General features: G+C 30.6%; 21 protein-coding genes and 1 tRNA gene. 8 read left to right on the plus strand and 14 right to left on the minus strand.

Going from position 1 to position 23,937, the window contains the following annotated elements:
- Positions 1–371: 371 nt before the first annotated feature.
- Positions 372–1,340 carry a glutaminase A gene (gene glsA / locus ACQRC6_RS01355; RefSeq protein ID WP_427847396.1) on the minus strand — a complete coding sequence of 323 codons (969 nt, stop codon included), beginning with the start codon at positions 1,338–1,340 and terminating at the stop codon, positions 372–374.
- Positions 1,341–1,475: 135 nt separating this feature from the next.
- Entirely contained in the window at positions 1,476–2,417 is a 942-nt protein-coding gene (gene msrB, locus ACQRC6_RS01360; RefSeq protein WP_427847397.1) for a peptide-methionine (R)-S-oxide reductase MsrB, read from the minus strand.
- 338 nt (positions 2,418–2,755) lie between these two features.
- On the opposite strand from msrB, the gene ACQRC6_RS01365 reads away from it, so the two are divergent.
- The 5 genes from ACQRC6_RS01365 to ACQRC6_RS01385 all read left to right on the plus strand — a co-directional run bounded on the left by ACQRC6_RS01365 (position 2,756) and on the right by ACQRC6_RS01385 (position 8,465).
- Positions 2,756–3,406, plus strand: a complete 651-nt coding sequence (locus ACQRC6_RS01365; protein WP_427847398.1) for a ZinT/AdcA family metal-binding protein — start codon at positions 2,756–2,758, stop codon at positions 3,404–3,406.
- Positions 3,407–3,465: 59 nt separating this feature from the next.
- Entirely contained in the window at positions 3,466–4,761 is a 1,296-nt protein-coding gene (locus ACQRC6_RS01370; RefSeq protein ID WP_427847399.1) for a metal ABC transporter substrate-binding protein, read from the plus strand.
- 3 nt (positions 4,762–4,764) lie between these two features.
- A complete protein-coding gene (locus ACQRC6_RS01375; protein WP_427847400.1) occupies positions 4,765–5,439 on the plus strand; it encodes a metal ABC transporter ATP-binding protein in 675 nt (224 codons plus the stop codon).
- Positions 5,426–6,271 carry a metal ABC transporter permease gene (locus ACQRC6_RS01380; protein ID WP_427847401.1) on the plus strand — a complete coding sequence of 282 codons (846 nt, stop codon included), beginning with the start codon at positions 5,426–5,428 and terminating at the stop codon, positions 6,269–6,271. The genes ACQRC6_RS01375 and ACQRC6_RS01380 overlap by 14 nt, the downstream gene beginning before the upstream one ends.
- 190 nt (positions 6,272–6,461) lie before the next feature.
- Positions 6,462–8,465, plus strand: coding sequence for a C69 family dipeptidase (locus ACQRC6_RS01385; protein ID WP_427847402.1), 2,004 nt, complete (start codon positions 6,462–6,464; stop codon positions 8,463–8,465).
- A gap of 287 nt (positions 8,466–8,752) precedes the next feature.
- On the opposite strand, the gene ftsH is transcribed toward ACQRC6_RS01385, so the two are convergent.
- From ftsH to folE, 9 genes are all read right to left on the minus strand, one after another.
- Positions 8,753–10,600, minus strand: coding sequence for an ATP-dependent zinc metalloprotease FtsH (gene ftsH / locus ACQRC6_RS01390; RefSeq protein WP_427847403.1), 1,848 nt, complete (start codon positions 10,598–10,600; stop codon positions 8,753–8,755).
- Between the two features lie 78 nt (positions 10,601–10,678).
- Positions 10,679–11,719, minus strand: a complete 1,041-nt coding sequence (locus ACQRC6_RS01395) for a ribonucleotide-diphosphate reductase subunit beta (protein WP_427847404.1) — start codon at positions 11,717–11,719, stop codon at positions 10,679–10,681.
- 19 nt (positions 11,720–11,738) lie between these two features.
- A complete protein-coding gene (locus ACQRC6_RS01400; RefSeq protein WP_427847405.1) occupies positions 11,739–14,267 on the minus strand; it encodes a ribonucleoside-diphosphate reductase subunit alpha in 2,529 nt (842 codons plus the stop codon).
- 213 nt (positions 14,268–14,480) lie between these two features.
- A complete protein-coding gene (locus ACQRC6_RS01405) occupies positions 14,481–16,055 on the minus strand; it encodes a copper amine oxidase N-terminal domain-containing protein (RefSeq protein ID WP_427847406.1) in 1,575 nt (524 codons plus the stop codon).
- Between the two features lie 560 nt (positions 16,056–16,615).
- The gene (locus tag ACQRC6_RS01410; RefSeq protein WP_427847407.1) at positions 16,616–17,335 is read right to left on the minus strand and encodes a hypothetical protein; all 720 of its coding nucleotides are present in this window, start codon (positions 17,333–17,335) and stop codon (positions 16,616–16,618) included.
- Positions 17,336–17,372: 37 nt separating this feature from the next.
- The gene (locus tag ACQRC6_RS01415) at positions 17,373–17,945 is read right to left on the minus strand and encodes a glycoside hydrolase family 73 protein (RefSeq protein WP_427847408.1); all 573 of its coding nucleotides are present in this window, start codon (positions 17,943–17,945) and stop codon (positions 17,373–17,375) included.
- Positions 17,935–18,753 carry a 2-amino-4-hydroxy-6-hydroxymethyldihydropteridine diphosphokinase gene (gene folK / locus ACQRC6_RS01420; protein ID WP_427847409.1) on the minus strand — a complete coding sequence of 273 codons (819 nt, stop codon included), beginning with the start codon at positions 18,751–18,753 and terminating at the stop codon, positions 17,935–17,937. Before folK ends, ACQRC6_RS01415 begins: the two co-directional genes overlap by 11 nt.
- Positions 18,754–18,763: 10 nt before the next feature.
- Positions 18,764–19,258, minus strand: coding sequence for an HD domain-containing protein (locus tag ACQRC6_RS01425; protein WP_427847410.1), 495 nt, complete (start codon positions 19,256–19,258; stop codon positions 18,764–18,766).
- Positions 19,258–19,812, minus strand: a complete 555-nt coding sequence (gene folE / locus ACQRC6_RS01430; RefSeq protein WP_427847411.1) for a GTP cyclohydrolase I FolE — start codon at positions 19,810–19,812, stop codon at positions 19,258–19,260. Before folE ends, ACQRC6_RS01425 begins: the two co-directional genes overlap by 1 nt.
- 174 nt (positions 19,813–19,986) lie before the next feature.
- Between folE and ACQRC6_RS01435 the strand changes: the two genes are divergently transcribed.
- Together ACQRC6_RS01435 and ACQRC6_RS01440 are read left to right on the plus strand one after the other, a co-directional pair.
- Positions 19,987–21,345, plus strand: coding sequence for a D-alanyl-D-alanine carboxypeptidase family protein (locus ACQRC6_RS01435; protein WP_427847412.1), 1,359 nt, complete (start codon positions 19,987–19,989; stop codon positions 21,343–21,345).
- A 129-nt stretch (positions 21,346–21,474) separates the two neighbouring features.
- Positions 21,475–21,551, plus strand: a tRNA-Arg gene (locus ACQRC6_RS01440).
- Positions 21,552–21,587: 36 nt separating this feature from the next.
- Here ACQRC6_RS01440 and cutA read toward each other — a convergent pair.
- Positions 21,588–21,905, minus strand: coding sequence for a divalent cation tolerance protein CutA (cutA, locus tag ACQRC6_RS01445; RefSeq protein ID WP_427847413.1), 318 nt, complete (start codon positions 21,903–21,905; stop codon positions 21,588–21,590).
- An 88-nt stretch (positions 21,906–21,993) separates the two neighbouring features.
- Between cutA and ACQRC6_RS01450 the strand changes: the two genes are divergently transcribed.
- Positions 21,994–22,326 (plus strand): phage holin family protein, encoded by a 333-nt coding sequence (locus tag ACQRC6_RS01450; RefSeq protein ID WP_427847414.1) that lies wholly within the window; start codon positions 21,994–21,996, stop codon positions 22,324–22,326.
- Between the two features lie 170 nt (positions 22,327–22,496).
- Here the strand turns inward: ACQRC6_RS01450 and ACQRC6_RS01455 are convergent, their stop codons facing one another.
- Together ACQRC6_RS01455 and ACQRC6_RS01460 are read right to left on the minus strand one after the other, a co-directional pair.
- The gene (locus ACQRC6_RS01455; RefSeq protein ID WP_427847415.1) at positions 22,497–23,144 is read right to left on the minus strand and encodes a transporter associated domain-containing protein; all 648 of its coding nucleotides are present in this window, start codon (positions 23,142–23,144) and stop codon (positions 22,497–22,499) included.
- Positions 23,144–23,929, minus strand: coding sequence for a SigB/SigF/SigG family RNA polymerase sigma factor (locus ACQRC6_RS01460; RefSeq protein ID WP_427847416.1), 786 nt, complete (start codon positions 23,927–23,929; stop codon positions 23,144–23,146). Before ACQRC6_RS01460 ends, ACQRC6_RS01455 begins: the two co-directional genes overlap by 1 nt.
- Positions 23,930–23,937 lie beyond the last annotated feature (8 nt).

The raw sequence follows: 23,937 nt of genomic DNA on the forward strand, positions 1-23,937 counted from the left end.
TCATTAAATAGACTTATGAATTTATAAGCCTTCTGAATTTCTCCTTTATCGCATAGACTAATACATTTTTCCAGGGTCGACTGGTATCCATGTAAACACCTCCATATAAAATCATTTTAACATAAAGGAGATTTTAAATCTATTTTAAGAGAAAATTTTACAAAAAATATATTAATATATGTTATCACATACACAAAATTGATCCAGCAAAACAAGCTCTTGTTGACAAAGGACTTGACGGTATTGCTGGAAAATAATTTAATATCTTTTCTAAGGGAAATTGATAAAGCATGGTATATTAATGCCACTTTATTTTTAATCAATAAAAGACCTAATTGCTTAGGTCTAATATTATAATTTTATTAATAATTTTAATAAATTGATAAATCTAGTTTTTCTGATAAGTATTCTAGCATTCTAACGCCACTGTAAGAGTTGCCATGTTTGTCAAGCCTTGGTGCGTATACTGCAAGTCCTGTTTTATTTCTTGAAGCAGTAACTATTCCTCCACCGACTCCAGATTTAGCAGGTAGTCCAACTCTTATTGCAAAATCTCCTGAATAGTCATAAGTTCCACAAGTTGCCATAAGTGCTCTTAAAACTTCTGATTCTTTCTTTGTAACAATTTCTCTACCCTCGAGATCCACTCCATTGTTAGAAATTACATAAGACATATGTGCTAAGTTTTCAGTATTTACGAGAATTGAACATGCTTTAAAATATGTATCTAATACTTCTTCGACTTTTGTATCGCTTGGCAAAATTTCCTTAGCTAGCATTAAATAAATTAGCGTCCTATTAGTAAAGGAAGATTCTTTTTCTGATTGGGCAATTTCTCTGCTATAATCAACTTTTTCTCCTAGAAATTCTCCCGCTTTTTCAAGTATTACATCAAAAGTTTTTTCTCTATAAACATTATATAAAATAGCTACTATAATAATTGCACCAGCATTTATGAAGGGATTAACTGGAATTCTTTTTTCTGAAAGTTCTAGTTCTATAACAGAATTAAAAGGTTTTGCAGATGGTCTTACGCCAACATATTTTTTAAGCTCTGATAATCTATAATTTTTCATTGCAAGTGCGTATAAAATTACTTTTACAATGGATTGGATTGAATATTTTACTTTAGAGTCGCCCACACTAAAAAGCTCTCCATCTTCTATTTTTGAAATTGCAATCTTATTGGGGTCAACTTTTGCAAGCTCAGGAATATAATTTGCAACAGCTCCTTCATGCAAATATTTTCTGCCTATATTAAGAGCTTCTTCTAAAACTTCTTCTGTAAAAATCATTATTCTCACGCCTTTAATTTTATTTGAGATTGTTTTCCCAGCCATAATAGGTTACCATATCACAAAATTTTTTTCAATCTATTTCTAAAACTATATCCTTAAAATTACATACTATTTTATATTTACAAAAACTGTTAAAGGACCTAAATGCACCTTAGGTCCTAAAATCATAACAATTTTTTATTTAACAAAAATTTTGTAATCACAATATCCTTTATCATCCATTTCTTCATAGGGAATAAATTCAAGTGCTGCACCATTTATGCAATACCTAAGTCCACCCTTATCTACTGGACCGTCATCAAATACATGACCAAGATGTGAATCAGAAGATTTTGATTTAACTTCAGTACGAATCATTCCAAAGGAAGTGTCTTTTATTTCATCTAAATAATTTGAAACAATGGGACGAGAAAAAGATGGCCATCCGCAACCTGCGTCGAATTTGTCAGTTGATGAAAAAAGAGGTTTCTTAGAAAGTTTGTCGACATAAATTCCCCTTCTATATTCTTTATTAAGTTCACTAGTAAAAGGTCTTTCAGTGCCTGCCTTTTCCATTACATCATAGGAGATATCGTCTAAAAATTCCCTTTTGTTTTTCTCAACAAATTTTCTATCATCGTCTATTATTGGGTCTTCAGCTGAATTTAAATTTACATGGCAATATCCATTAGGATTTTTGTCTAAATAGTCTTGATGATAATCCTCTGCTTTAACAAAATTTTTTATAGGAGAGATTTCAACAGCAACTTTTCCTATTTTTTCTTCCTCATATTCTATAAAATCTTTTACAATTTCTTTAGAATTAGTATCTTCCTCATCCCAATAAATTCCAGTGCGATATTGTCTTCCAATGTCATTACCTTGTCTATTTATAGATTTTGGATTTATAATCCTGAAATAATGTAAAAGAATCTCAGTTAAAGAAATTCTAGAGAAATCATAATAAATTTTTACAGTTTCTGCGTGATCTGTCCTTGATACAATTTCATAATTAGTCTCATCGCTGTCGCCATTTGCATATCCTACAACAGTTTTAACAATTCCCTTTAATTTTTTAAAATAGGCTTCTGTTCCCCAAAAACATCCGCCTGCTAAATATATAACTTTAATGTTTTTCATAAAATCACCAGTAATACTATACCCAAATTTTATAAAATCAATTTCTAAACAATAATAATTATTATTTATTAAATAAATTCTAATAAATATTTTAATATATTTTTTTTAAAGTTGTTACACTAATACTAATGATAATTAATATCAAATTATGATTTATGATTTGTTTTTATTTATTTTATGAAATTTTAAGCTTTAATAAAAATCTTTGACATATTTTCAAATAATAAATCCCATAAACTTTTTAATAATATAATTTTACTGATTTTAAATTATAAAATTTAGCTAATTTTCATATCTTAATCTTAAACAAAATCAAAACTTAATAATTAGGAGGAATTATGAAGAAAAATTTTAAAATGTCCTTAGCTGTTGTTCTCATGTCTTCAGCTTTACTTGTTGCTTGTAATAAAAATAACTCAAGCAATTCGACAAATAATGCAAGTCCAAAGGAAAACAACACTAAGGTAGAACATAATGTACATTCTGATCATGCTAAAGAGGAATCTCAAGATGTTGCTCTTTCTGATTGGTCTGGTGAATGGAATAATATTGCAAGTTATATTGACGATGCAGGTTTAAAAGGAGCCTATGAGGAAGTAGCTAAGAGAGATAATATTACAGAAGAGCAAGCTAAGAAAAATTTTTCTGACCGTGTTGCTGTTGATTTCGGTGCAATGAAAGTTGATGAGGATAGCATTACATTTTTCTCTAAACCTGGTGGAGAAGAAATAGAAAAAGCTAATTTCAAATATGTTGACAAACATCCTATGGAACATGGCGGAAAAACACTATATTGGTATGAATTTTCTTCTGATGGAAAATATCCTACAATTTTAATGATGCCTGTCCATGGCGAAGACAATATGCCACACTTCCACTTGAGAGTAGGCGGAACTGCAGAAGAAATGTTAGCAAAAGACAACTGGTATCCTACTTTTGTAAGTCCAACAGTTACAATAGATCAAGTTTACGAAGAAGTTGCTGAATAATATTTTATCTTTTTCTTATCCTCGATTTTTATCGGGGATATTTTTCTGAAAGGAGTAATATGTCAAAAATAATAAAAATTATGTTGGTAATTCTATTGGCATCTTCTTTGATTTCTTGCGAAAAAGAAAAAAATACTATAGATAAGCCTGTAGTCTACACTTCTTTTTATCCAGTTTATAGTCTTACTAAAAGTGTGGTTGGCGATACTGTTGACCTTAAAATGTTTATGCCAAAAAATCAAGATCCTCATTTATGGGAGCCTACTCCTAAAAAAATTAAAGAATTATCTAAGGCAGATCTTTTAATAATAAATGGAGCAAACTTAGAACATTGGTCAGATTCTATTTCAAAAACTCTTCCAAATTTAGATATTCTAAAATTGGCAAGTGGTGTAAATCTTATTTCTTATAAAGGTGCTGCAGCAATCGGCGACTTTCAATACATGGTTATGGGTGATTTCGATACAGAAACTTACTCCTTTGATTTTGGACACACTCACGAAGACAATATGAGAATTGCATTTTTATATTGTGACAAAAAGTATTCTGAAAGGGAACTCGTTAAAATTGGAAGAAAATTAATGGAAAATACTGGCGAAGATATTCCACAAAAACACTTAATTAATGTAGAGAATAGAAAAGTCTATAAGCTGGAGATGGGTCATGAACATGGCGAAATTTATTACAAGCTGCCTAAAAAGGGTGAGTGGATAATGTTTAGCGATAGAATTTCCACAGACTTACTTTCATATAAAATGCTCGACCTACATGGTAATGACCTCAATTTAAAGGTTTTGCGAGACACTTCCACTACTAATGAGGATAAAATAACCTATGATCCTCATTCATGGATGAGCATTAGAAATGCAAAAAGATATGTCAATGATATTGAATACAAAATGAACCAATTATATCCTGAAAATAAAAACATTTATAGAAAGAATGCTTCAAAAACTTTGAGAGAGCTCACAGCTTTAGACTATAAATATAGAGATCTCTTTAAAAATACAAAGAGAAAAGAATTTATAGTAAGTCATTTTGCTTTTGCATACTTAGCAAAGGACTTTGATTTAATTCAGTATCCATTACAAGGCCTCACAAGCACAGATTCTCCAAGTATTAAAAAGCTTATAAAGGTCATTGAAGATTCTAAGGCTAGACATATTAATACTATTTTCTATGAATATGGAATGCCCAAAAATGGAGCAGATATTATTGCAGAAGAAATTGATGCCGATTTAAAGGGGCTTATTTCTATGGAATATATAAATAAAGATATTGAAAATGACATTGGCAAAGATTATATTGACATGATTGAATACAATTTAAAAACTATTTATGATTCATTGAGGTGATATATGAAGGCAATAGAAATAAAAAATGCTTGCTTTTCCTATGATAGAGATCCTATCTTGGTAGATTTGAATTTAACTGTTAAAAATAAAGAAAAAATCACTATCATTGGAGGAAATGGCGTTGGAAAAACAACTTTAATAAAAATAATTGTAGGTGAACTTAAACTTGACAGTGGCAGCATTAAAATTTTTGAGGAAGATTTTAATACTGATTTACTAAAAAGAATTGGCTATGTGCCACAATCGCAAAAGGAAAATTTATATACTTTTCCAATTACCGTTAAGGAACTTGTAACCTTGCAGTTATACGACAGTCTTGGCAAATTTAAAATACCGAGAAAAGAACATTACCTCAAGACTATGAATTTATTAAAAAAGATGAACTTAGAAAAATATGCTGACTATCCCATAAGAGAATTATCAGGTGGACTTAGACAAAGGGTAGTAATAACTCGCGCTCTTATGAATGATCCTGATATTTTAATATTTGACGAACCAACTTCTGGCGTCGATGAAAATTCCAAAGCACAGTTTGCAAAAACTATTGAAGAATTAAACGAAAAATTTGACGTTTCAATAATTTTAATAACACATGAATTGGACTGGATAAAGAATAATTTAAAAATGGACTCTATTTATGAACTAAAAAAGGGAGGTCTTGTAGATGTTACAATATAGCTTTATGATTAGAACTCTTTTAGTATCAGTTATGATTTCCATAATAATACCACTTATTGGAATAGTAATAGTAAATCGTGGCACTGCCATGATTGGAGATGCTCTTTCCCACGTATCCCTGGCAGGAGTTGCTATTGGTCTTATTTTTTCTATTAATCCACTAATAGGTGCAATAATAGCCTGTATTATAGGTGCCTTTTCAATTGAAAAAATAAGAAAAAAATTCCCTCAGTTTGGCGATATGGCAACTGCTATTATAACTTCAGTAGGTCTTGGACTTGCAGCAGTGCTTTCAGATTTTTCTCCTGGAGGAAATAGCTTTGATGCTTATTTATTTGGAAGCATTGCATCTGTTTCTAATGTTGATGTAGTAATAGTCCTTATAACCTTTATTTTTGTAGTTGTAATATCTTTTGTTTATTATTTTGGACTTTTGAGCATAGCTGTAGATAAACAACTTGCAAAGATGAGTGGAGTTAATGTGGAAAGAATAAATGCAATTTTCACCTTTCTTTCTGCAATTACTATTGCACTTTCATCAAAGATAATTGGCGCACTTATGGTAACATCTCTAATAGTTTTGCCTGTGGCATCTTCACTTTTAATAAGTAGAAGCTACAAAAAAACTTTTTTTAATACTATATTCTTGGGAGTTGTCTACACACTTTTAGGCGTAACTCTCTCTTATTACTTTGATGTGAAACCAGGTGGTTCAATTGTAATAATTGCATCTCTAGGAATGTTAGTATGTCTACTTATTTCAAAAATTAATCGTAAAAATAATTCTAAAAATTTTTCAAAAATACAAAATAGTGATATCTGTAAAGTTTAACTTTGCAGATATTTTTTATGAACTTTATTGCATCGATTTTAAGTTTTATTTACCAAAATCATTGTACTTTATTAAAACATTGACACTATTACAGTCTAGTGTTAATTTATATTTAAGAATACTCTTTAAATTTGTATTTATACATAAGGAAAACAATTTTATAAAGAGAAATTTTTATGAGGAGGTTACTATGAAAAATAGTAAGAAAAAATTATTAGTGGCAGGTCTTGCCTCTACACTAATTATGTCTATGGCAATACCAACTTTTGCCTGTACAGGAATTATTGTAGGAAAGGACCTTACAGCTGACGGATCTTTTATCTTTGGTAGAACTGAAGATTACCAAAGAAATAGAACTATGAGGCTTGTAACTCATCCGCGTGGAGAATTTAAAAAAGGCAGCAAATTAGTTGACGTAAACAACGGATTTGAATACATACACCCTGAGGATTCATTAAAATTTTTCTCTACTCCAGATTCAAGTGTTAAGCCAAAGGATATGGAACAAGGGGTATACGATGCTGCTGGTTACAACGAAGCTGGCGTTGGCATTTTCTGTACAGTTTCTGCTGATCCATCAGAAGAAATTGAAAAAGCCGATCCCTTTGTTAAAAATGGCGTAAACGAAGCAAGTATGACTACATTTTTACTTGCACACGCAAAATCTGCTAAGGGAGCAATTGAACTTTTAGCTGATACAATTGACAAACAAGGTGCTTCCATGGGAGATATAGTTGCTTTTGGTGACCAAAATGAAGTTTGGTACATGGAAATTTATTCTGGACATCAATATGTTGCAATTAAATACCCTGCAGATAAATTCAGTATTTTCCCTAACGATTTTTGGCTAGGTGGAGTTGACCTTAAAGATAAGGAAAATGTAATTGCTTCCAAAGATATTGTAAAAATTGCAAAGGATGCAAAGACTTATAAAGAAACTGAAGAGGGTTTAATGGACATGGCTGGATCTTACGGACCAAAGGAAATTTCTGATACAAGCCGTTCAAGAATTTGGTCAGGCATTCACGACTTAGATCCAAATTCTAAAATTCCTTACGACGCTAAGAGATTTGACCTATTAAACGATCTTTCTAAAGATTCAGAAAAAATTACAATTGATCATGCTCTAAACGTATTTAGAAATAGATTTGAAGGAACAGATTATATTCCATCAGATAATAAGGCTGAAAGAAAAGCAAATCCAAAGACTCATAAGAGACCAATTGGCAGCATTAACACAATGCAAGCTCACATCTTCCAAATCAAAGATGGTTATCCAAAGGATGCTCCTGGCATTATGTGGATGACTCTTGGAAGTCCTCTAAATATTCCTTGGATTCCAATTTTCCCAGACATAAATGACTCAACTGATGAAGCTAAAAATAATTCTGCAACTTATGATGCAAACTCATATTACTGGGTTGGATCATCTGTAAATGATTTAGTTTCAGGAAATAGAGAAGAACTTGGTGAACCTACTCGCAAGAAAATAAATGAATTCGAAGAAAAAGTTAAAAAAGAACTTCCAGAAGTTGAAAAGGAATGGATCGCTCTTTATGCAAAGGATAAAGAAAAAGCAGCTGAATTTTCTACTGCAAAAACAATGGAATGGGAAAAAGAAGTATTTGAACTTGAAAAATCACTTCAAAGCGAACTTTCTAAAGTTTCAAAGGCTGACTTAATCGATCACTGGGCAAGAAAACCAATAATCGAAGCTATAAATAAAAAATTAATGGTTGGCACATCTGATCTTTACTTCTCTCCAAACGAAAAAATTTCTCGTGGAGAATTTATTACAATTTTAGGTAGACTTGGCAAAGTTGATACCGAAAAATATGCTGAAATTAAAGATAAAAATATCGAAGCAGGAAAATTCTATACTGAGTACATGAACTGGGCAGTTTCTAATAACCTCCTTCCAAAAACTTCAAAAGCAATAGCTTCTGAAAAAATCACTCGTGAAGAAATGGCACATATTTTAGCATCTTATCTAAAATTAACAGGCGACGACACTTCAACTCTTAAATTAGTTAATTTTGCTGACGAAAAAGAAATTTCTGATTGGGCTTATGAAGATATTCAATTCTTAGCAAATAAAGGAATTTTAACGGGAACTTCAGAAAATAAATTCTCTCCAAAGGCAAATCTTACAAGAGCAGAAGTTGCTCAAATTATTTCTAAACTTTCTAAATAAATTTATGTTTAAATAAAATTTAATTATCTATTAAAAAAATCCTAGAAAATTCTAGGATTTTTGCATATATAAAAATTTACAAACTAAAATTAATTTCTAAACCTATTAGCAAAATTTTTCTCTACTAAAAGGACATCTAAAGGGTTAGTCTGCTTTTATAGAACTCATGTCTTTAACTTCATCTATCCACTTGCTTAACTAATAATCTCTTTTATCACTTTTTTTACTTACTATTTCATACACTGAAATTTCTGCAAAACAAAGGGCAGCCTAAGCCGCCCCATTATTTATTCATTTTTTTCATCAAAGTCTTTATATTTTAATAAAATTTCCATAAACTGTTTACCAGTAATGGTTTCTTCTTCAAGCAAGAACTCGGCAAGTTCCTTCATTGCATCTCTGTTGTCGGCAATTAGTTTTCTTGCTTTCTCTTGTGCACTTTTTACGATTTTTACAATTAAATCGTCTATTTCCTTACGAGTTTCTTCAGAGCAATTCATATTTCCTGAATCTCCCATATATCTCGAACCATTTTCTTGGAACTTAACCATTCCAAATTCGTCAGCCATGCCATATTGAGTTATCATTGCCCTTGCAGTATCTGTCGCCTTTTCGATGTCATTTGCAGCACCAGTTGATACTTCATTAAAGATTACTTCTTCTGCCGCACGGCCACCACATAAAGTTGTAATATGATTTATGAGGTCTTCTCTCGTGTATAGATTTTTTTCGTCCTTTGGAACCTGCATTGTATAACCAAGTGCACCAGAAGTCCTTGGGATGATTGTAATTTTTTCCACAGGCTCAGATCCAGTTTGAAGTGCCGCCACAAGTGCGTGGCCAATTTCGTGATAGGATACTCTCTTTTTTTCTTCTGGAGATAAAATATCCTGCTTTCTTTGTGCACCTGCAATTACAACTTCAATGGACTCTTGGATGTCCTCTTGTTTAACTTTATCTCGGCCCATTCTAACTGCACGTAGGGCAGCTTCGTTTAAAATATTGGCAAGTTGAGCTCCAGATGCACCTGCTGTTGACCTAGCAATTAGTGAATAGTCTATATCATCTTCCATTTGATATCCTTTTGCGTGAACTTTTAATATTTCAATTCTATCTTTAAGAGTAGGAAGTTCAACTCGAATTTGTCTGTCAAATCTGCCTGGTCTTAAAAGTGCAGGGTCTAAAATTTCTGGTCTATTAGTAGCAGCAAGCATTACAATTCCAATATTGCCATCAAATCCATCCATTTCAGTCAAAAGTTGGTTAAGAGTTTGCTCTCTTTCATCATTTCCAGAAATTCCAGCAGCATCTCTCTTTTTTCCAATTGTGTCGATTTCGTCAATAAAAATAATACAAGGTGCATTTTTCTTTGCTTCGTCAAAAAGTTCTCTAACTTTTGCAGCTCCTCGACCTACAAACATTTCTACAAATTCTGAACCTGCGATAGAGAAAAAGGGTACATGACTTTCGCCAGCGACTGCTCTTGCAAGTAATGTCTTGCCTGTTCCAGGAGGTCCAACTAAAAGTGCTCCTTTAGGGCATTTCGCACCAATCTTTGTGTACTTGCCAGGATTTTTTAAGTAATCCACAATTTCTACAAGAGATTCCTCTGCTTCCTCCTGACCTGCAACATCGTCAAAGTTTACGGTTTCGCCATTAGGCTCGTACTTTTGAATTTTCTTTCCTCCGCCAAAAATTCCGCCAGCTCCACTTGTCATACCTTGCATTCTCTTTGTAAAAGCTCTTTGTAAAAAGAAAAATAATAGAATTGGAATTCCCCAAGTCATTATAAAGGACATAAATAAATTTGGTTTTTCAGGAATTTCTGAAGAATAATTTACATTTTCTTCTTCTAGATCTTTTACTATGTTTGGATCTTCCATTTTTCCCGTTTTATAAACTTTTTTATCGCCCTTTAAAGTGAAAAGAATTTGGTCTTGTTTAAATCTAACTTCATCTACTTTTCCTTCACTTATATTTCTTCTGAAATCAGAATAAGCTGCATTCTCTATACTATTTTGCGAAAGCATTGGAATAATCAACCAATTAAGTGCAAAAACTGCCAAGATGACAATTAGATAATATCTAAGTAAATTATACTGGGGTCTTTTATTTTTATTGTCTTTATCATCCATTAATTTAACCTCCTAATTTATTGCGATATGTAGAAATTAAAAAGCCGGACACAAAATCCGGCTAAAATTTATTTCTTATCAAAGGTCATCTTCAATTACAGAAGATTTTGAATATGCAGATGGTTTTGCTTCAAAAAAGTCTGTTTTTATTTGGTTTGGATCAGAATATTCACTAACCCACTTCATTGATTCAGGTTCTTCAATGTTTTCATCAAAAAGATTTCCAAAACCTAAGTTTCTTGAACGCAAATTGCCAAGATACATTATATAATCTTCGATCATTTTTTCATTTAGACCTCTAATATCATCGCCTATGACATATTTACCCCAAGATATTTCTTCTTCAACACCTTTTTTAAGCATTTCTTTATATTTTTTTATGTTTTCATCTGTAAATATTTCTGGATTTTCCTTTTTCATTTCCAAAATAATACTTCTGAAGAGCCAAAGATGTGTGTTCTCGTCTCTATTGATGTATCTAATTTCAGAAACTGTGCCAGGCATTTTTCCCATTCTTCCGAGATTATAGAAGAAAGAAAAACCTGAATAAAAATAAATTCCTTCCAAAATATAATTTGCAATTAATGCTTTCATAAAGTTATCTAAATTTTCATCTTCATAAAAATCTTGATATTGGTCGCCAATAAATTTATTTCTCTTTAAAAGAACTTCATCGTCTTTGTATTGGTACAAAATTTTTTCTCTCTCTTCTGGAGAGCAAATTGTATCCAAAATATAAGAATAGGATTGAGAGTGAATAGACTCTTGATAACCTTGGATTGAAAGACATAAATTTATTTCATTTGCAGTTACATAGGATTGAAGCTTAGGAATTTGTGCAGTTTGAAGAGAATCTAAATATATCAAAAAAGACAAAATTTTGTCATAGGCAGTCTTTTCGTGCAAATCTAAAATCCTATAATCTTTCACATCTTGAGAAAGATTTATTTCCTCTGGAATCCAAAAATTATTCATAGCTTGGCGATACCAGTCGCTAGTCCAACTATACTTCAAATTGTTAAAATCATTTAAGTTTGTAGTGTTACCATTAATAATTCTTCTCTTATATGTTTCAATATCTCCCTTTTCGTTAAAGAGTCCTCTTTTTGAAAGTTTCATATTTCCTCCTAATTCTAAATTATGATGCGCAATAATCGCAGTCTTCAACTTCTAAAGACTTGCTTCTAACATAATAAACTGACTTTATTTTTTCCTTTGCAGCCTTGATATAAAGGTTTAAAATCTTTCTCATAGTAAAGTCCGTAGTAATATAAAAATTAATTGACTGACCTTGGTCAATATGTCTTTGCCTTATTGCTGCAGCTTCAATTACAAGATTTTGGTTTAGCTCGTGAGCATTTTCATATAGCCAAAAATTTTGTGGTGTTAAATCTGGTGCAACTCTAGGCAAAATTGAACCCTTTTTTTCTTCTAGGAAATATCTATTCATTACAGGGTCAACACCTGCAGTAGTTGCAGAAATTATAGAAGTAGAACCCGTTGGTGCAATTGCCATTATATATCCATTTCTAAGTCCATTTTTATTTACATCTTCGCGAAGTTTTTGCCACTTTTCATCCTTATAATCTCTTAAATCAAAATAATTTCCATTTTGCCAATCTGAACCTTCAAAGAAATCATAGGATCCCTTTTCCTTTGCAAGTTCCATAGAAGCAGTTATTGCGTGGTAATTTATCCTTTCATAGACATCATCAGCCCACTTCAAGTGATCTTCAATGTCAGAAAAGGCCATGCCAGCTTTTACAAGAGCATGATGGTAACCACTTGTTCCAAGTCCAATGGATCTATACTTTCTATTTGTTACTTTTGCGTAGGGAACTGGATAATAATTTAGATCTATTACATTATCAAGTGCTCTAACTGTAGTTTTTACAATGTCTTTTAACTCTTCATCATCTTGTAAGTCGATATTTCCAAGTACAAGAGATGCAAGATTACATACTACAAAATCTCCAGGTTTAGTTTTTGTAACTATTACTTCATCTCCGTCTTCAGTTTCTATTTTAGTTTCAAGAGTTTCTATTGCAGACATATTTTGCATAATTTCTGTGCAAAGATTTGAGGAATAAATCATTCCCACATGCTTATTTGGATTCATTTCATTTACATTATCTCTATAAAAGGCAAAGGGAGTTCCAGTTTCTGTTAGAGATTTAATAATAAGTCTAACTAAATCCTTGACGCTCATTTCACGTCTTGAAATATTTTCGTCAGAAACGCACTCTCTATATTTTTCTTCCCACTCTTTTCCATAATAATCTTCAAGAGAATAACCCTTTTTTTCAAGAATTTCATGAGGATCAAACATATACCAAGTTGCATTAATGTCTTTTTCCGCCAATTCAAAAAATAAGTTTGGATAACAAATAGCAGGGAAAATATCATGAGCCTTCATTCTATCGTCGCCATTATTTGTTCTAAGTTGCAAAAATTCTGGGATGTCTTTGTGCCAAGCATCAAGATAACATGACACTGAACCTTGTCTAACACCAAGTTGATCAACTGCAACAGCAGTATCATTTGCAAGCTTAATCCACCTAATAACTCCACCAGCAACACCTTTAAAACCCCTTATGTCAGAACCTGTTGCACGAACCTTTCCAAAATAAAGACCCATTCCGCCACCATGTTTAGATATTTGTGCAAAGTTATCAATTGAGCGATATATTCCCTTTAAAGTATCAGGAACTGTGTCTATAAAGCAAGATGAAAGCTGATTGTAAGGCTTTCTAGCATTTGACATAGTTGGCGTTGCAACTGTTACCTTTAAAGTAGAATAAATATCATAAAACTTTTTCGCCCAATAAATTTTATTTTTTTCAGGTATTGCAAGGTGCATTGCAATGCCCATGAACATTTCCTGTATGCTTTCTACAAATCTTCCGTCGTGACTTCTTATTACATATCTCTTTATTAAAAGATCTAGACCAGAATAATTTAAAAGCTTATTTCTAGAATTATCTATATAATTTTCTAACTCTAAAATTTCATCGCGGGAATAATTTTCTAAAATGTATTTTCCATAGAGGTTCCTTTCAGTTAAAAATACAATTTTTTCGTAAAAATTATTTATGTTAAAATCCTCTAAATTTTTTGCTATTTTCTTTTCCAAATCGTAATTCAAAAATAATGCTGCAATAAATTCCCACTTAGGCGAATCCTTGTCTGTTAGCTCACTTGCGGCTTTTATAATTTCAGAAAGATAGGCATCTTCACTTTGGTCTTTCTTTACAAAAGATTGGAACTTATTGTACAAGTTTTCAAGTTCGTATTTTTTTTGGTCATAGTTTTTTCTCACGAATTTTAAAATCTTTAGGACTTTTTCATCTTTTATGAAATTTCCAAATTTTTCTAAAATTTGTCTTTCTTCAGAGTGTCTATTTCTATAAAGAATGTATGCCTTGACAACTTCGATTTCCTTTTCATCAATTAGCTTTAACTCAACTAAATCCTGAATTTCCTCAACAGTGGGTGGATTCTTTGGATCATAATTTTTCAAAAGCTTATCTTTAATATCAAGAGCATAATTATTTATAACATTGTCGTCGTACTTTTTACCGACAGAATCAAAGGCCTTTTCTATTGCATTTTTAATCTTCAAATGATCGAAAGTTGCCTCTCTCTTGTCTCTTTTTAATATTTTCATGAATCCCCCATATAGTATATTATTTTAATATTTCTTTTTAAATACTACTATATATTATCACAAACCAAATATTATAAGTAGACCCTTATTAAATAAAAATAACTTTAGATTTTTATTCATATAAATTTTTAAAAATTTTATTATAGACTTTTAAAAGTATTATCTAAAGGCATAAAAAATCCCAAGCCCTTGAGCTTGGGATTTTTTGTCTAATTATTTAATTACTGAAAACAAAACTTTAGCTGCTTTTTCTGCAGTTTTTTCTGTTTTTTCAACAATCTTTTCATCTTTAACTTCTTTATTTTCTTTCTTTTCAGCTTTCACTTCTTTAGTATCTTTATTTTCAGCTACTTCTTCTTTTTCAACTTTTGCTAATTTATCTGCAAGTTCTTTTTCTGTGATGTTAAAGATGTCAACTATTGGCATTCCTTCGTTTGCATCGTATTTAACTTTATAACCAAAAGCTTCGGATACAAATCTTACTGGAATATAAGTTTTGTCATTGATAATAGTTGCTGGTGAATCAAGTTTAACTTCTTTTCCATTTACAAGAGCCTTATTTGCTCCAACTGTAAGAATAACTTTATCATTATCTTTAGTTACAGTTACAGTTTTATCTTTTCCATTCCAATCAACTTTAGCGCCAATTTTTTCATAGAAAGTACGAGCTGCAAGCATAGTTCTATCATTTATAATCTTTGGAAGAGCATCTGCATCTTCAAAAGTAATGTCTTCGCCATTTACTCTTACAGTAACTACATCCATTTTTGGCATTACTAAACTCGTGTATTCTTCTAAAGTTAATTTTTTAACTGAAGTAGGGAAGTTAATTTTTACATTTTCATCTTTAATTGTTTCAACATTTCCCTTAACAGAAACTTTTATAGAATCAGCAAAATTAAAGTTAACACCAATTTCTTGTGTATATTTATTTTCTCCGAAAGTGCTCTTTTCAGAAATGCTAGATCCCTTAACAGTTTCTTTAATTTCATTAGCAGCTTTCTTTAAATCTTCTGCTTTGTAATTTTTATTAAGTTCTTTGAAATCTTTCTTTTCTTCATCAGTTACTGGAATACCAGCTTTATCAATAATTGTAAGTAAATTAGTTGAAACAGCATCCCAATTCTTCATAACTCCATCAGATGCCTTAATAAATTCATCGATGATTTGATCACTAGTTGCATTTAAAGTATAAGTATTTCCTTCAACTTTGTAGTCAATTCCTTGTTTTACGTCTTTAAAAGCAATATTCATTAACTTTAACAAATCAGCCTTAAATTCTTCAGAACTAAAATATTTTGTGGCTTTTGGAGAAAGACCATTTGCTTCGTCGGCAAATGAGATATAGTCTTCCTTGATGTCCTTTAATCCATTTCCAGCAATAGCAAAGATATCCTTTGATATAATAACTTCGTTGCCATTAACAAAGATATCCATTTTAATATTGTTAGGGAAGTCCTTGTTTAGACCTGTCAAATCTTCTTCTGACTTAGCTTGTTTAGCTACTACTTCTTTGAACTTTGAAAAGTCCATATTCATTAAAACATGAGCTTTGTCTTTTCCAATTTGTTCACCAGTCATTGTAACAGGGAAATTAATTTTAATTGTTTCTTTACTTTCAGGGTTCTTAACTTCTATATTATAGTCAAATTTTCCTGAAACCTTTGCTCCCTTCCAGTTTCCAACTTTTTCAGCTGCATCTAGGTAAGATGTAGTGTTTGCACTACAAGCACCAAGCGTAATTGCAGCTACTAATACAAGTAAAATAGTTAAAAATTTCTTTTTCATTATATACCTCCTATTTGTTTTGATTTTACTATGAATGAAAAGCTTTTGCAAATTAAAATAAATTATATTTTTTAGAATAACACTTTCATGATAACCTTTTAATTTACTTCAATTAAATATTTTCAGCTTTGATTTAAAGTTACTTTGAATTATTAAATTTTCAAAATCTTTTCAAAACATAAGTATTTTTAAGTGTGTATACCTTATATTTACACTATAATTTATCCATATCTATTTGTCAAGAATTTTTACAATATTTTTAAAAATTTTTTTTGAAATTGTTTTCTCCTTCAAGAACTCAAAGGATTAAAAAAAGAGACCCCTTTCGAGTCTCTTTAATATAAATGTTCAATTGTTATGTAACTATAGCTCTATATCTCTTAAATTAAGCATTCAACCTTTAGCAATAAGCTACTTTCAAATGAGATACTTTGCTACCTTTCCCTTGCGGGACAAATTAAAAATCTTCATTGGAATCACCTTTTCTTAGTTACCAATTTATTTTCATCAGCTAGCTTAATTATAGTATAGAGCATGAAAGTAATTTTGTCAATGTTTTCCTAAAAATTTTTTATCTTTTTTAAATTTACCTTTTGCTCGTCAATTTTTCCTTGATTTAAGGCATTGTTTACTTCAGTAACTACTTGATTTGCAGAGTTTAAAGAGCCAATTTTAACAATATAATTTTTGGAATCCTCTTTTCCCTTTATTATTATTTCATTATCTTTTGACTTAGAAATAGATTTCATCTTATCATAAGAGAAGTAATAATTTCCTATAACTAATCCTTGTTCATAGGATCCAACTACAGTTCCAAGGACATCATTACCTTCTCTAAAGGAACGCTTCTTTGAAATTTCGTATATATCTGTTTCCTTTTCATCCTTTTTAAGAAATTTTCCATTTTGAAGATTGAATAAGAATAATAAAAATAATCCAATTATAACAAATGGACTCGCCAAGTAATTTATTATTTTTACATTTCTAAAATATATTTGTTGTAAAAAATATATATTTACAAAAATCAAAAATCCTATATAAACAATTATATTGATAAAATAAGTTCTTTTTCTAATTTTTAATCCCGGCAGTTTTAAAATTTTGTTGAATTTTGACATAAAATCCGCTGTTGTCATTAAAAATAAGTAGTTTATAATTCCCCAAAGTACAGAATACATAAAGCTTCCTTGACCTAACTCACTTTTTAGTCCTGAAACATGAAATCCAAATGGTATTATTATGGAAATTGCGAGAATTAAATTTTGTAATTTCTTATTCATTTCTACTCCCTTCTAATTAAAATAATCTATAATGAGATTATTTTTCGTCGTATTTATTTAATTCGTATTTTTCTATTACAGATATTATTTTATCTGCATAATTAGGATCTGTTGCATATCCGCCTTCTTGAATATATTTTGCTGCTTCTTTGTAGTCTTTAGCAGTCTTAACCTTTTTGTATCTATTTGCCCTTGTAAGAAGTTTTGCGTAATGATTAAAGGAATCTCTTTTTGAAGAATATTTCTTAAAATTCTCCATGTACCTTCCACTTTCACTTTCCACATATTCTTCTGTTTCAAAAACTATGCCATCATCCTTTTTAACTGCTTTTATTCCAAAATAATTATTATACTCCTGTGAAAGCTGGGACTTTCCCCAATTGCTTTCAAGAATTGACTGTGCAATCATAACTGATGGAAAAAGCTTGTTTTTATTTGCAATTCTTACCGCTAAATCTGCAGTCTCAGCAATATAAGTTTGTCTATAATTTAGTTCTTCCAAAGCTCTTTTTTCTGATGCTCTATTTATTAAAAAACTCATTACAAAAATAATGCCAAGAAGAGTTAAAATAATCGTGAGACATCCACAACCAACTTTCTTAATTTTCATTTTTCACTTCTTCATAAAGTTTGCTTATTTTTTTATTTAATATTGGGTGAAAATAATTTGGAATTAGTTCATTCAAAGATTCCAAAACAAATTCACGCTCTGCAATATATGGATGTGGCACTATTAATTCGTCTGTAAAGTGAACTTCTCTATCTATTAATAAAATATCTAGATCAATTGTCCTTTCGCCCCATTTTTCATGTCTTACTCTTCCCAAATCAATTTCTATTTTTTGCAAAATATGAAGAAGGTCTAAGGGATCCTCGTAGGAATTTACCTTTACAACTGTATTTAAAAAGTCTCCCTGATCAGTTTTTCCCCAAGCTTTTGTTTCGATTATATTTGCTTTTTCTTTAATTTTAAGACCAGAATCTTCCATCATTTTAATGGCACTATTAATATACCCTTCTCTGTCGCCAAGGTTTGTACCAATTCCAATATAATAATTTCTTCTCTTTTTAGCGCATCTAACTGAAGCAGTGTCCAAGGGTAAATTTATTGGTGCCCATGGCTTTTTTATAGTTAAATCGACAGACTCTGCAATTTCATAATTTTCGAAAATAAATTTTGTTAATTTATAGGCAAGTGTCTCGATTAAATCTTCAGTTTCACTTGTAAATAGATCATATAACTCATGGGATAATTTTCCATAATCTATGGATTCATCCAAGTTTTTTTCTATTGCACATTTTCTAAAGCTAAGTCCTATTTCTGCACTTATTAAAAATTTTTGTCCAAGTTTTTTTTCTTCTCCAAAAAGTCCATGATTTGCATAAACTTCAAGATCATTTATCTTTATGAAATCCATAATTCTCCCATCAATATATTATTTCGTGATTTTTCTTTTGGAAACTCCAATTGCATTGTTCATAAGCAGGACATCTAAAACAAGGTCTTGATAATTTGTCTGCTCTATAAAAAATATTAAAAAATTCATCTTCTGATTTTTCTTTTTTTCTGTGGTAACTTATACAGTTTAAAATTCTTTCTTTATCTTCCTTAGAAAAATTTGTTAGTTTTAAAATTTCTTTTGCAATTGTAACTGACGCTAAGGCATGATTTATTCCTTCTTTTATTTCAAAAATACGACCTAAATCGTGCAACAGTGCAGTGGCATAAATCATATCTTTACAAACATCTACATTTTCCTCTAATTTTAAAATATAGCAAATTCTAGCGACGGATATAAAATGTTCGTAATTGTGTCTGCAAAAGAATCTATCACTTTCAAGATATTCAAGTTCCTTTAAATAGTCCTTATAAATTTTACTCTTTACAATTATATTTGTTTCTTTTAAATATATATCTTCCATTAGAATTTAATTAATCTAAAAGCTTCTTGCTTTTGTTTTTCATCAGTTTCAAAAACTCCTCTAGAAACAGAAGTAACAGTTTTTGACCCTGGTTTTTTAACACCTCTCATATTCATGCACATATGCTCAGCCTCAATTACAACTAAAACTCCCTTTGGTTCAAGGTATTTCATCATTGCATCAGCTATTTCAATGCTAAGTCTTTCTTGTAATTGTGGTTTTTTTGCATAAGTTTCCACAGTCCTTGCTAATTTAGAAAGACCTGCAACTTTTTGATTTGGAATATATGCAATATGTGCTTTGCCATAGAAAGGTAGAAAGTGATGTTCGCACATCGAGAAAAAGTTTATATCTTTTACTACTACTATATTGTCCTCAGTAATTTCAAAAGTTTTTGATAAATGTTCTTCGGCAGTTTTACCTATACCTGCAAAAACTTCCTCATACATTCTTGCAATTCTAGCAGGAGTTTCAATTAAACCTTCTCTGTTTTTATCTTCTCCTATGGCTTCGATTATCATTTCTACAGCTTTTTCTATTTTTTGTTTATCCATTATAATCTCCTCATAAATTTATTTGTAAAATTTATAAATTTTATTATAACACATTAGCGTTTATATTAATAACTAATACCGATAAATTGGCGATTATAATCTTATTAAATATGTGCATTTCTCTTTAATTTACAATTTATTTATAATTTGATACAATATTTGCCGAGGTGTAAGATGAAGAAATTACTTCTATACTTATCTATTGCCATTATATTTTTAACATCGCCAATAAGCACAATGGCTGAAAACAATCAGGCAGTAGAAAATTCAAGTTTAAATACAAATGAAAATTTGAATAACAACGGATCAAGTCAAGTTACCGATCCCTTAGCAATTAGAAATCAAAACTTTTTAGTACCGACAAAACAAGGTGTACAAAAAGCAAACCAATATGAAGCAGATAAAATTAAAAAATTAGAAGACGTTCCCCTAGAAGGACTTACAAAATCCTATCTACTTGGAGATTATAAATCAGGAAAGATTATAGAAGGCTATAACTTAGATGAAGTTCGTGCAATGGCATCAACTTCAAAATTAGTTTCTATATTCGTAGTGCTAGATAAAATAGAAGATGGAACAATTTCGCTAAATGACGAAGTAAAAATTGACCACGAAGTAGCATCACTTATGGGGTCTTCTTTCAAATTAAAAGAAGGCGACAATGTAAGCGTAGAAAAATTAATAGAGGCCTCTATGGTAGTATCTGGTAATGATGCTATAACAGCACTTGCAAAATATGTTGGAGGCACAACTGATGGTTTTGTAAAAATGATGAACAAAAAATGTGAGGATCTTGGACTAAAAAATGCCCTAATGGTCAACCCAACAGGACTTACAAATTATGAAATCACAGACTACAATAAGATGACCACTAGAGAAATGTTTAAACTAGCATCAGAACTATTAAAATACCACCCTGAGATTTTAAAATATACAACTATTGAAAAATTGGAAGAACCTGAAAGAAATTTTATCGAATATAACACAAACCCCGTACTTGGAATTGTGCCAGAAGTTGACGGACTAAAAACTGGATACACAAATGCAGCAGGAAGGTGCGTAATTTTAACAGGACTTAAAAAAGGTGTAGACGAAAAATCTAAGGACATGAGATTAATTTGTATTACAACTGGTTCCAATTCTGACTTTGAAAGATTTGTAGCTTGCAAAAGACTTATAACAAAAGGTTTTGAAGACTATGGTTATAACGCCATAGGTGATACAAAAAAGGAAGTTAGAACCATAGAAGTTCTCAACTCTCAAGACGAAAATATCCCAGTTTACCAAAAGGAAGTGGGATATATTCTCTCAAAAACTGACGAAAAATTTAAAGAAGTTGTAAGCATAGACGAAAACTTAAAAGCTCCTATTGAAAGAGGCTCCTCCGTCGGAAAAATTAGCTTTTACAAAGACGACAACTTAATTTATACAACAGATTTAATAGTTAAAGACAAGGTTTATGAAAGAGGAATTTTTAATAAATTCAAAAGAGTTTTTGAAGAAATATTTGTAAATATAGATAAAGCTGCTTAAAATTTTGAAAAATAAGCTTTTTAGTAATAAGGAATTTGTTAAAAATTTTCAAATAAAAAATAATTTAAATATTTGAAGTGTCAAAAAAAATTGACACTTCTTAAAATTTTATATACAATTATTTTATAGGTCCACGTAGCTCAGTAGGATAGAGCACACGCCTCCTAAGCGTGGGGTCGGAGGTTCGATTCCTCTCGCGGACGCCATATCACTTGCTTTTGCAGGTGATTTTTTTATGCTTGTTAAACATCATAAAGCTCTATTATATTTATAACTGGTACTTCATAAGGATGATTTTCTTTTATTATTTTCATTACTTTAGATAAATCTTCTTGTCTTATTCTAAATTCAACTTTATTTTCTAAAACATCTTCTATTTTTCCAAGGCTTCCTATATATGGATTTGCACCTTCTATTGGTCTGAAATGTCCTATAACAGGAGTTTCTGCATAGCAAAAGTCATAGTTTTCTTCTTTTAAAAATCCGCCTTTATTTACTTTTTCCATTAGTTTTTTTGTATTTTCTCTCGGGATAAATACTTCTATTTTTACAAATTTCATTACAATCCTCCCATATTTTTATACCCAAATTAATTAAAATTGTTTAATTTATTGTCCAATGGCTATAAATAAACTGGAAGGAGAAATTATGATAAAATTAATAATTAAAATCCTTGTAAGTGGATTAGCTATTCTTGTAACTTCTGCACTTTCTATAGGAATTCAAACAGACGGATATTCGACTGCTATTATGGCAGCTATTGTTATTGGAATTTTAGACTGGGCTATAAATAAATTTACAGGTATTGACGCTTCACCCTTTGGTAGAGGAGCTGTAGGATTTGTAGTTGCAGCTATTATTCTATTCATTACAGGTAAAATCGTAGATGGATTTACTGTATCAATTCTTGGCGCTGTTGTTGGTGCTTTTATTCTTGGTATTGTGGATTCATTTTTACCAGCAGATAAAAGAACTATGTAATTTTATTTGGACTCGGGAAAACCGAGTCTTTTTTATTTTTTGTGGATAAGTCTTTTTATTTTTTAAAATTTTGTTAAAGTTATTCACATTTTTTGTTTTTTATCTACATTTGTTATTAAGTTTTTATTAAAAAAACCTATGAGTTAAATCTAAATCTCATAGGTTAAAATTCATTTATCTTTTTTGTCTATTTTTTCTACTGAAACTGTTTGTATAACTCCACCAGTTGCCATTTTTACAATTTGGAAAATGTAATTTCCATCTTCTACTATTACTCCAGTATCTGCTTCTTCTGCATTTTTAATTAGAAGTGCAGTTACATAACCTCCAAGTGTTGTTGAGTCCCCTGGGTCTATGTCAAATCCATACTTTCGATTGAGTATTTTAATTGGGGTTGATGCGGAATATTCATTTTGTTCATTTGCTGTGCTGTCCATACTAACGCCAGTCAATAAAAATTTTCTTACGGCAAACAATACTGCAATTGCAACAGTTGCTATAAGTAAGTCTATCATTGTGTCTGAGTACACCAACATCTTCCTAGATATTACAAGTAGTATTAAATGAATTATATTTGTATCGGTATGAGCAATCATTAATACCACAAATTCTATGGCTATTACAAGTAAAAGCACATGAGAAAGAAAATTTTGGAATATTTTATAAGAGTGTGTGGCATCGCTTGTTATTATTTTTAAATAGTATTTTAAAATATCAGGCACTGATATTACAACTCCAGCTATTAGCATAACGGACACAACTATTTCAAATAAATTTACTAGTTTTAAAAGTGTAACTAGGTACCTATTTCTATTCATTAAACCTCCATAGTTTTAGCAAGTTCTTTTTTCATTTTTTCTAAAACTTTCTTTTCTATTCTAGAAACTGTCATTTGAGAAATGTTTAGTTCCTTTGCAATTACAACTTGTGTTTTTTTGTTAAAATATCTGTCGATTAAAATAGTTTTTTCAACTTCGTCTAAATTTTCCATTGCTCTTTTAAAGAAGTCATTTGATTCTATTTTATCGAAATACTTTTCCTCTACTCCTATTAAATCAGATAGATTTACTTCACTTTCATCACCTGATTCATAAGTTACATCAAGGGACTGAGGAGTATAAACTTTTGATGCTTCCATTGATTCCATAATTTCTTCTGGAGTTGAATTTAAAAATTCTGCAATTTCATCAATAGTTGGAGTTTTTTGATATTTTTGGGATAAAGTAACAGTTGCATTTGCAATTTTTTTAGAAAGCTCTTGTATTCTTCTTGGAACCCTAATTGTCCATCCATTGTCCCTAAAATATTTTTTTATTTCTCCAATTATAGTTGGCGTTGCAAAGGATGAAAATTCAAATCCCTTGTCTGGATCATATCTCTGTATTGCATAGATTAACCCAATAGATGCCACTTGATAGATGTCGTCGTAGTCTATTCCCCTGCCTGCATATTTTTTGGATAGGATTTCTGCTATATAAAGATGCTCTTCGATTAAAATGTCCCTTATTTCTTGGTCATCAGTTTTGTGGTATTCTTTAAAAAGTTCTCTTCTCTCTTCCTTTGTAAGTCTTCTATCTAAGTTGTTGTATTCTTTTAAATTCATAACAAATC

The organism is Peptoniphilus sp. SGI.035, from assembly GCF_050315115.1.
Lineage (GTDB): Bacteria > Bacillota > Clostridia > Tissierellales > Peptoniphilaceae > Peptoniphilus_A.

Bases quoted from the DNA above. Each gene is read 5' to 3' on its own strand.
- glsA (WP_427847396.1), bottom strand. From the start codon at position 1,340: ATGGCTGGGAAAACAATCTCAAATAAAATTAAAGGCGTGAGAATAATG.
- msrB (WP_427847397.1), bottom strand. From the start codon at position 2,417: ATGAAAAACATTAAAGTTATATATTTAGCAGGCGGATGTTTTTGGGGA.
- ACQRC6_RS01365 (WP_427847398.1), top strand. From the start codon at position 2,756: ATGAAGAAAAATTTTAAAATGTCCTTAGCTGTTGTTCTCATGTCTTCA.
- ACQRC6_RS01370 (WP_427847399.1), top strand. From the start codon at position 3,466: ATGTCAAAAATAATAAAAATTATGTTGGTAATTCTATTGGCATCTTCT.
- ACQRC6_RS01375 (WP_427847400.1), top strand. From the start codon at position 4,765: ATGAAGGCAATAGAAATAAAAAATGCTTGCTTTTCCTATGATAGAGAT.
- ACQRC6_RS01380 (WP_427847401.1), top strand. From the start codon at position 5,426: ATGTTACAATATAGCTTTATGATTAGAACTCTTTTAGTATCAGTTATG.
- ACQRC6_RS01385 (WP_427847402.1), top strand. From the start codon at position 6,462: ATGAAAAATAGTAAGAAAAAATTATTAGTGGCAGGTCTTGCCTCTACA.
- ftsH (WP_427847403.1), bottom strand. From the start codon at position 10,600: ATGGATGATAAAGACAATAAAAATAAAAGACCCCAGTATAATTTACTT.
- ACQRC6_RS01395 (WP_427847404.1), bottom strand. From the start codon at position 11,719: ATGAAACTTTCAAAAAGAGGACTCTTTAACGAAAAGGGAGATATTGAA.
- ACQRC6_RS01400 (WP_427847405.1), bottom strand. From the start codon at position 14,267: ATGAAAATATTAAAAAGAGACAAGAGAGAGGCAACTTTCGATCATTTG.
- ACQRC6_RS01405 (WP_427847406.1), bottom strand. From the start codon at position 16,055: ATGAAAAAGAAATTTTTAACTATTTTACTTGTATTAGTAGCTGCAATT.
- ACQRC6_RS01410 (WP_427847407.1), bottom strand. From the start codon at position 17,335: ATGAATAAGAAATTACAAAATTTAATTCTCGCAATTTCCATAATAATA.
- ACQRC6_RS01415 (WP_427847408.1), bottom strand. From the start codon at position 17,945: ATGAAAATTAAGAAAGTTGGTTGTGGATGTCTCACGATTATTTTAACT.
- folK (WP_427847409.1), bottom strand. From the start codon at position 18,753: ATGGATTTCATAAAGATAAATGATCTTGAAGTTTATGCAAATCATGGA.
- ACQRC6_RS01425 (WP_427847410.1), bottom strand. From the start codon at position 19,258: ATGGAAGATATATATTTAAAAGAAACAAATATAATTGTAAAGAGTAAA.
- folE (WP_427847411.1), bottom strand. From the start codon at position 19,812: ATGGATAAACAAAAAATAGAAAAAGCTGTAGAAATGATAATCGAAGCC.
- ACQRC6_RS01435 (WP_427847412.1), top strand. From the start codon at position 19,987: ATGAAGAAATTACTTCTATACTTATCTATTGCCATTATATTTTTAACA.
- cutA (WP_427847413.1), bottom strand. From the start codon at position 21,905: ATGAAATTTGTAAAAATAGAAGTATTTATCCCGAGAGAAAATACAAAA.
- ACQRC6_RS01450 (WP_427847414.1), top strand. From the start codon at position 21,994: ATGATAAAATTAATAATTAAAATCCTTGTAAGTGGATTAGCTATTCTT.
- ACQRC6_RS01455 (WP_427847415.1), bottom strand. From the start codon at position 23,144: ATGAATAGAAATAGGTACCTAGTTACACTTTTAAAACTAGTAAATTTA.
- ACQRC6_RS01460 (WP_427847416.1), bottom strand. From the start codon at position 23,929: ATGAATTTAAAAGAATACAACAACTTAGATAGAAGACTTACAAAGGAA.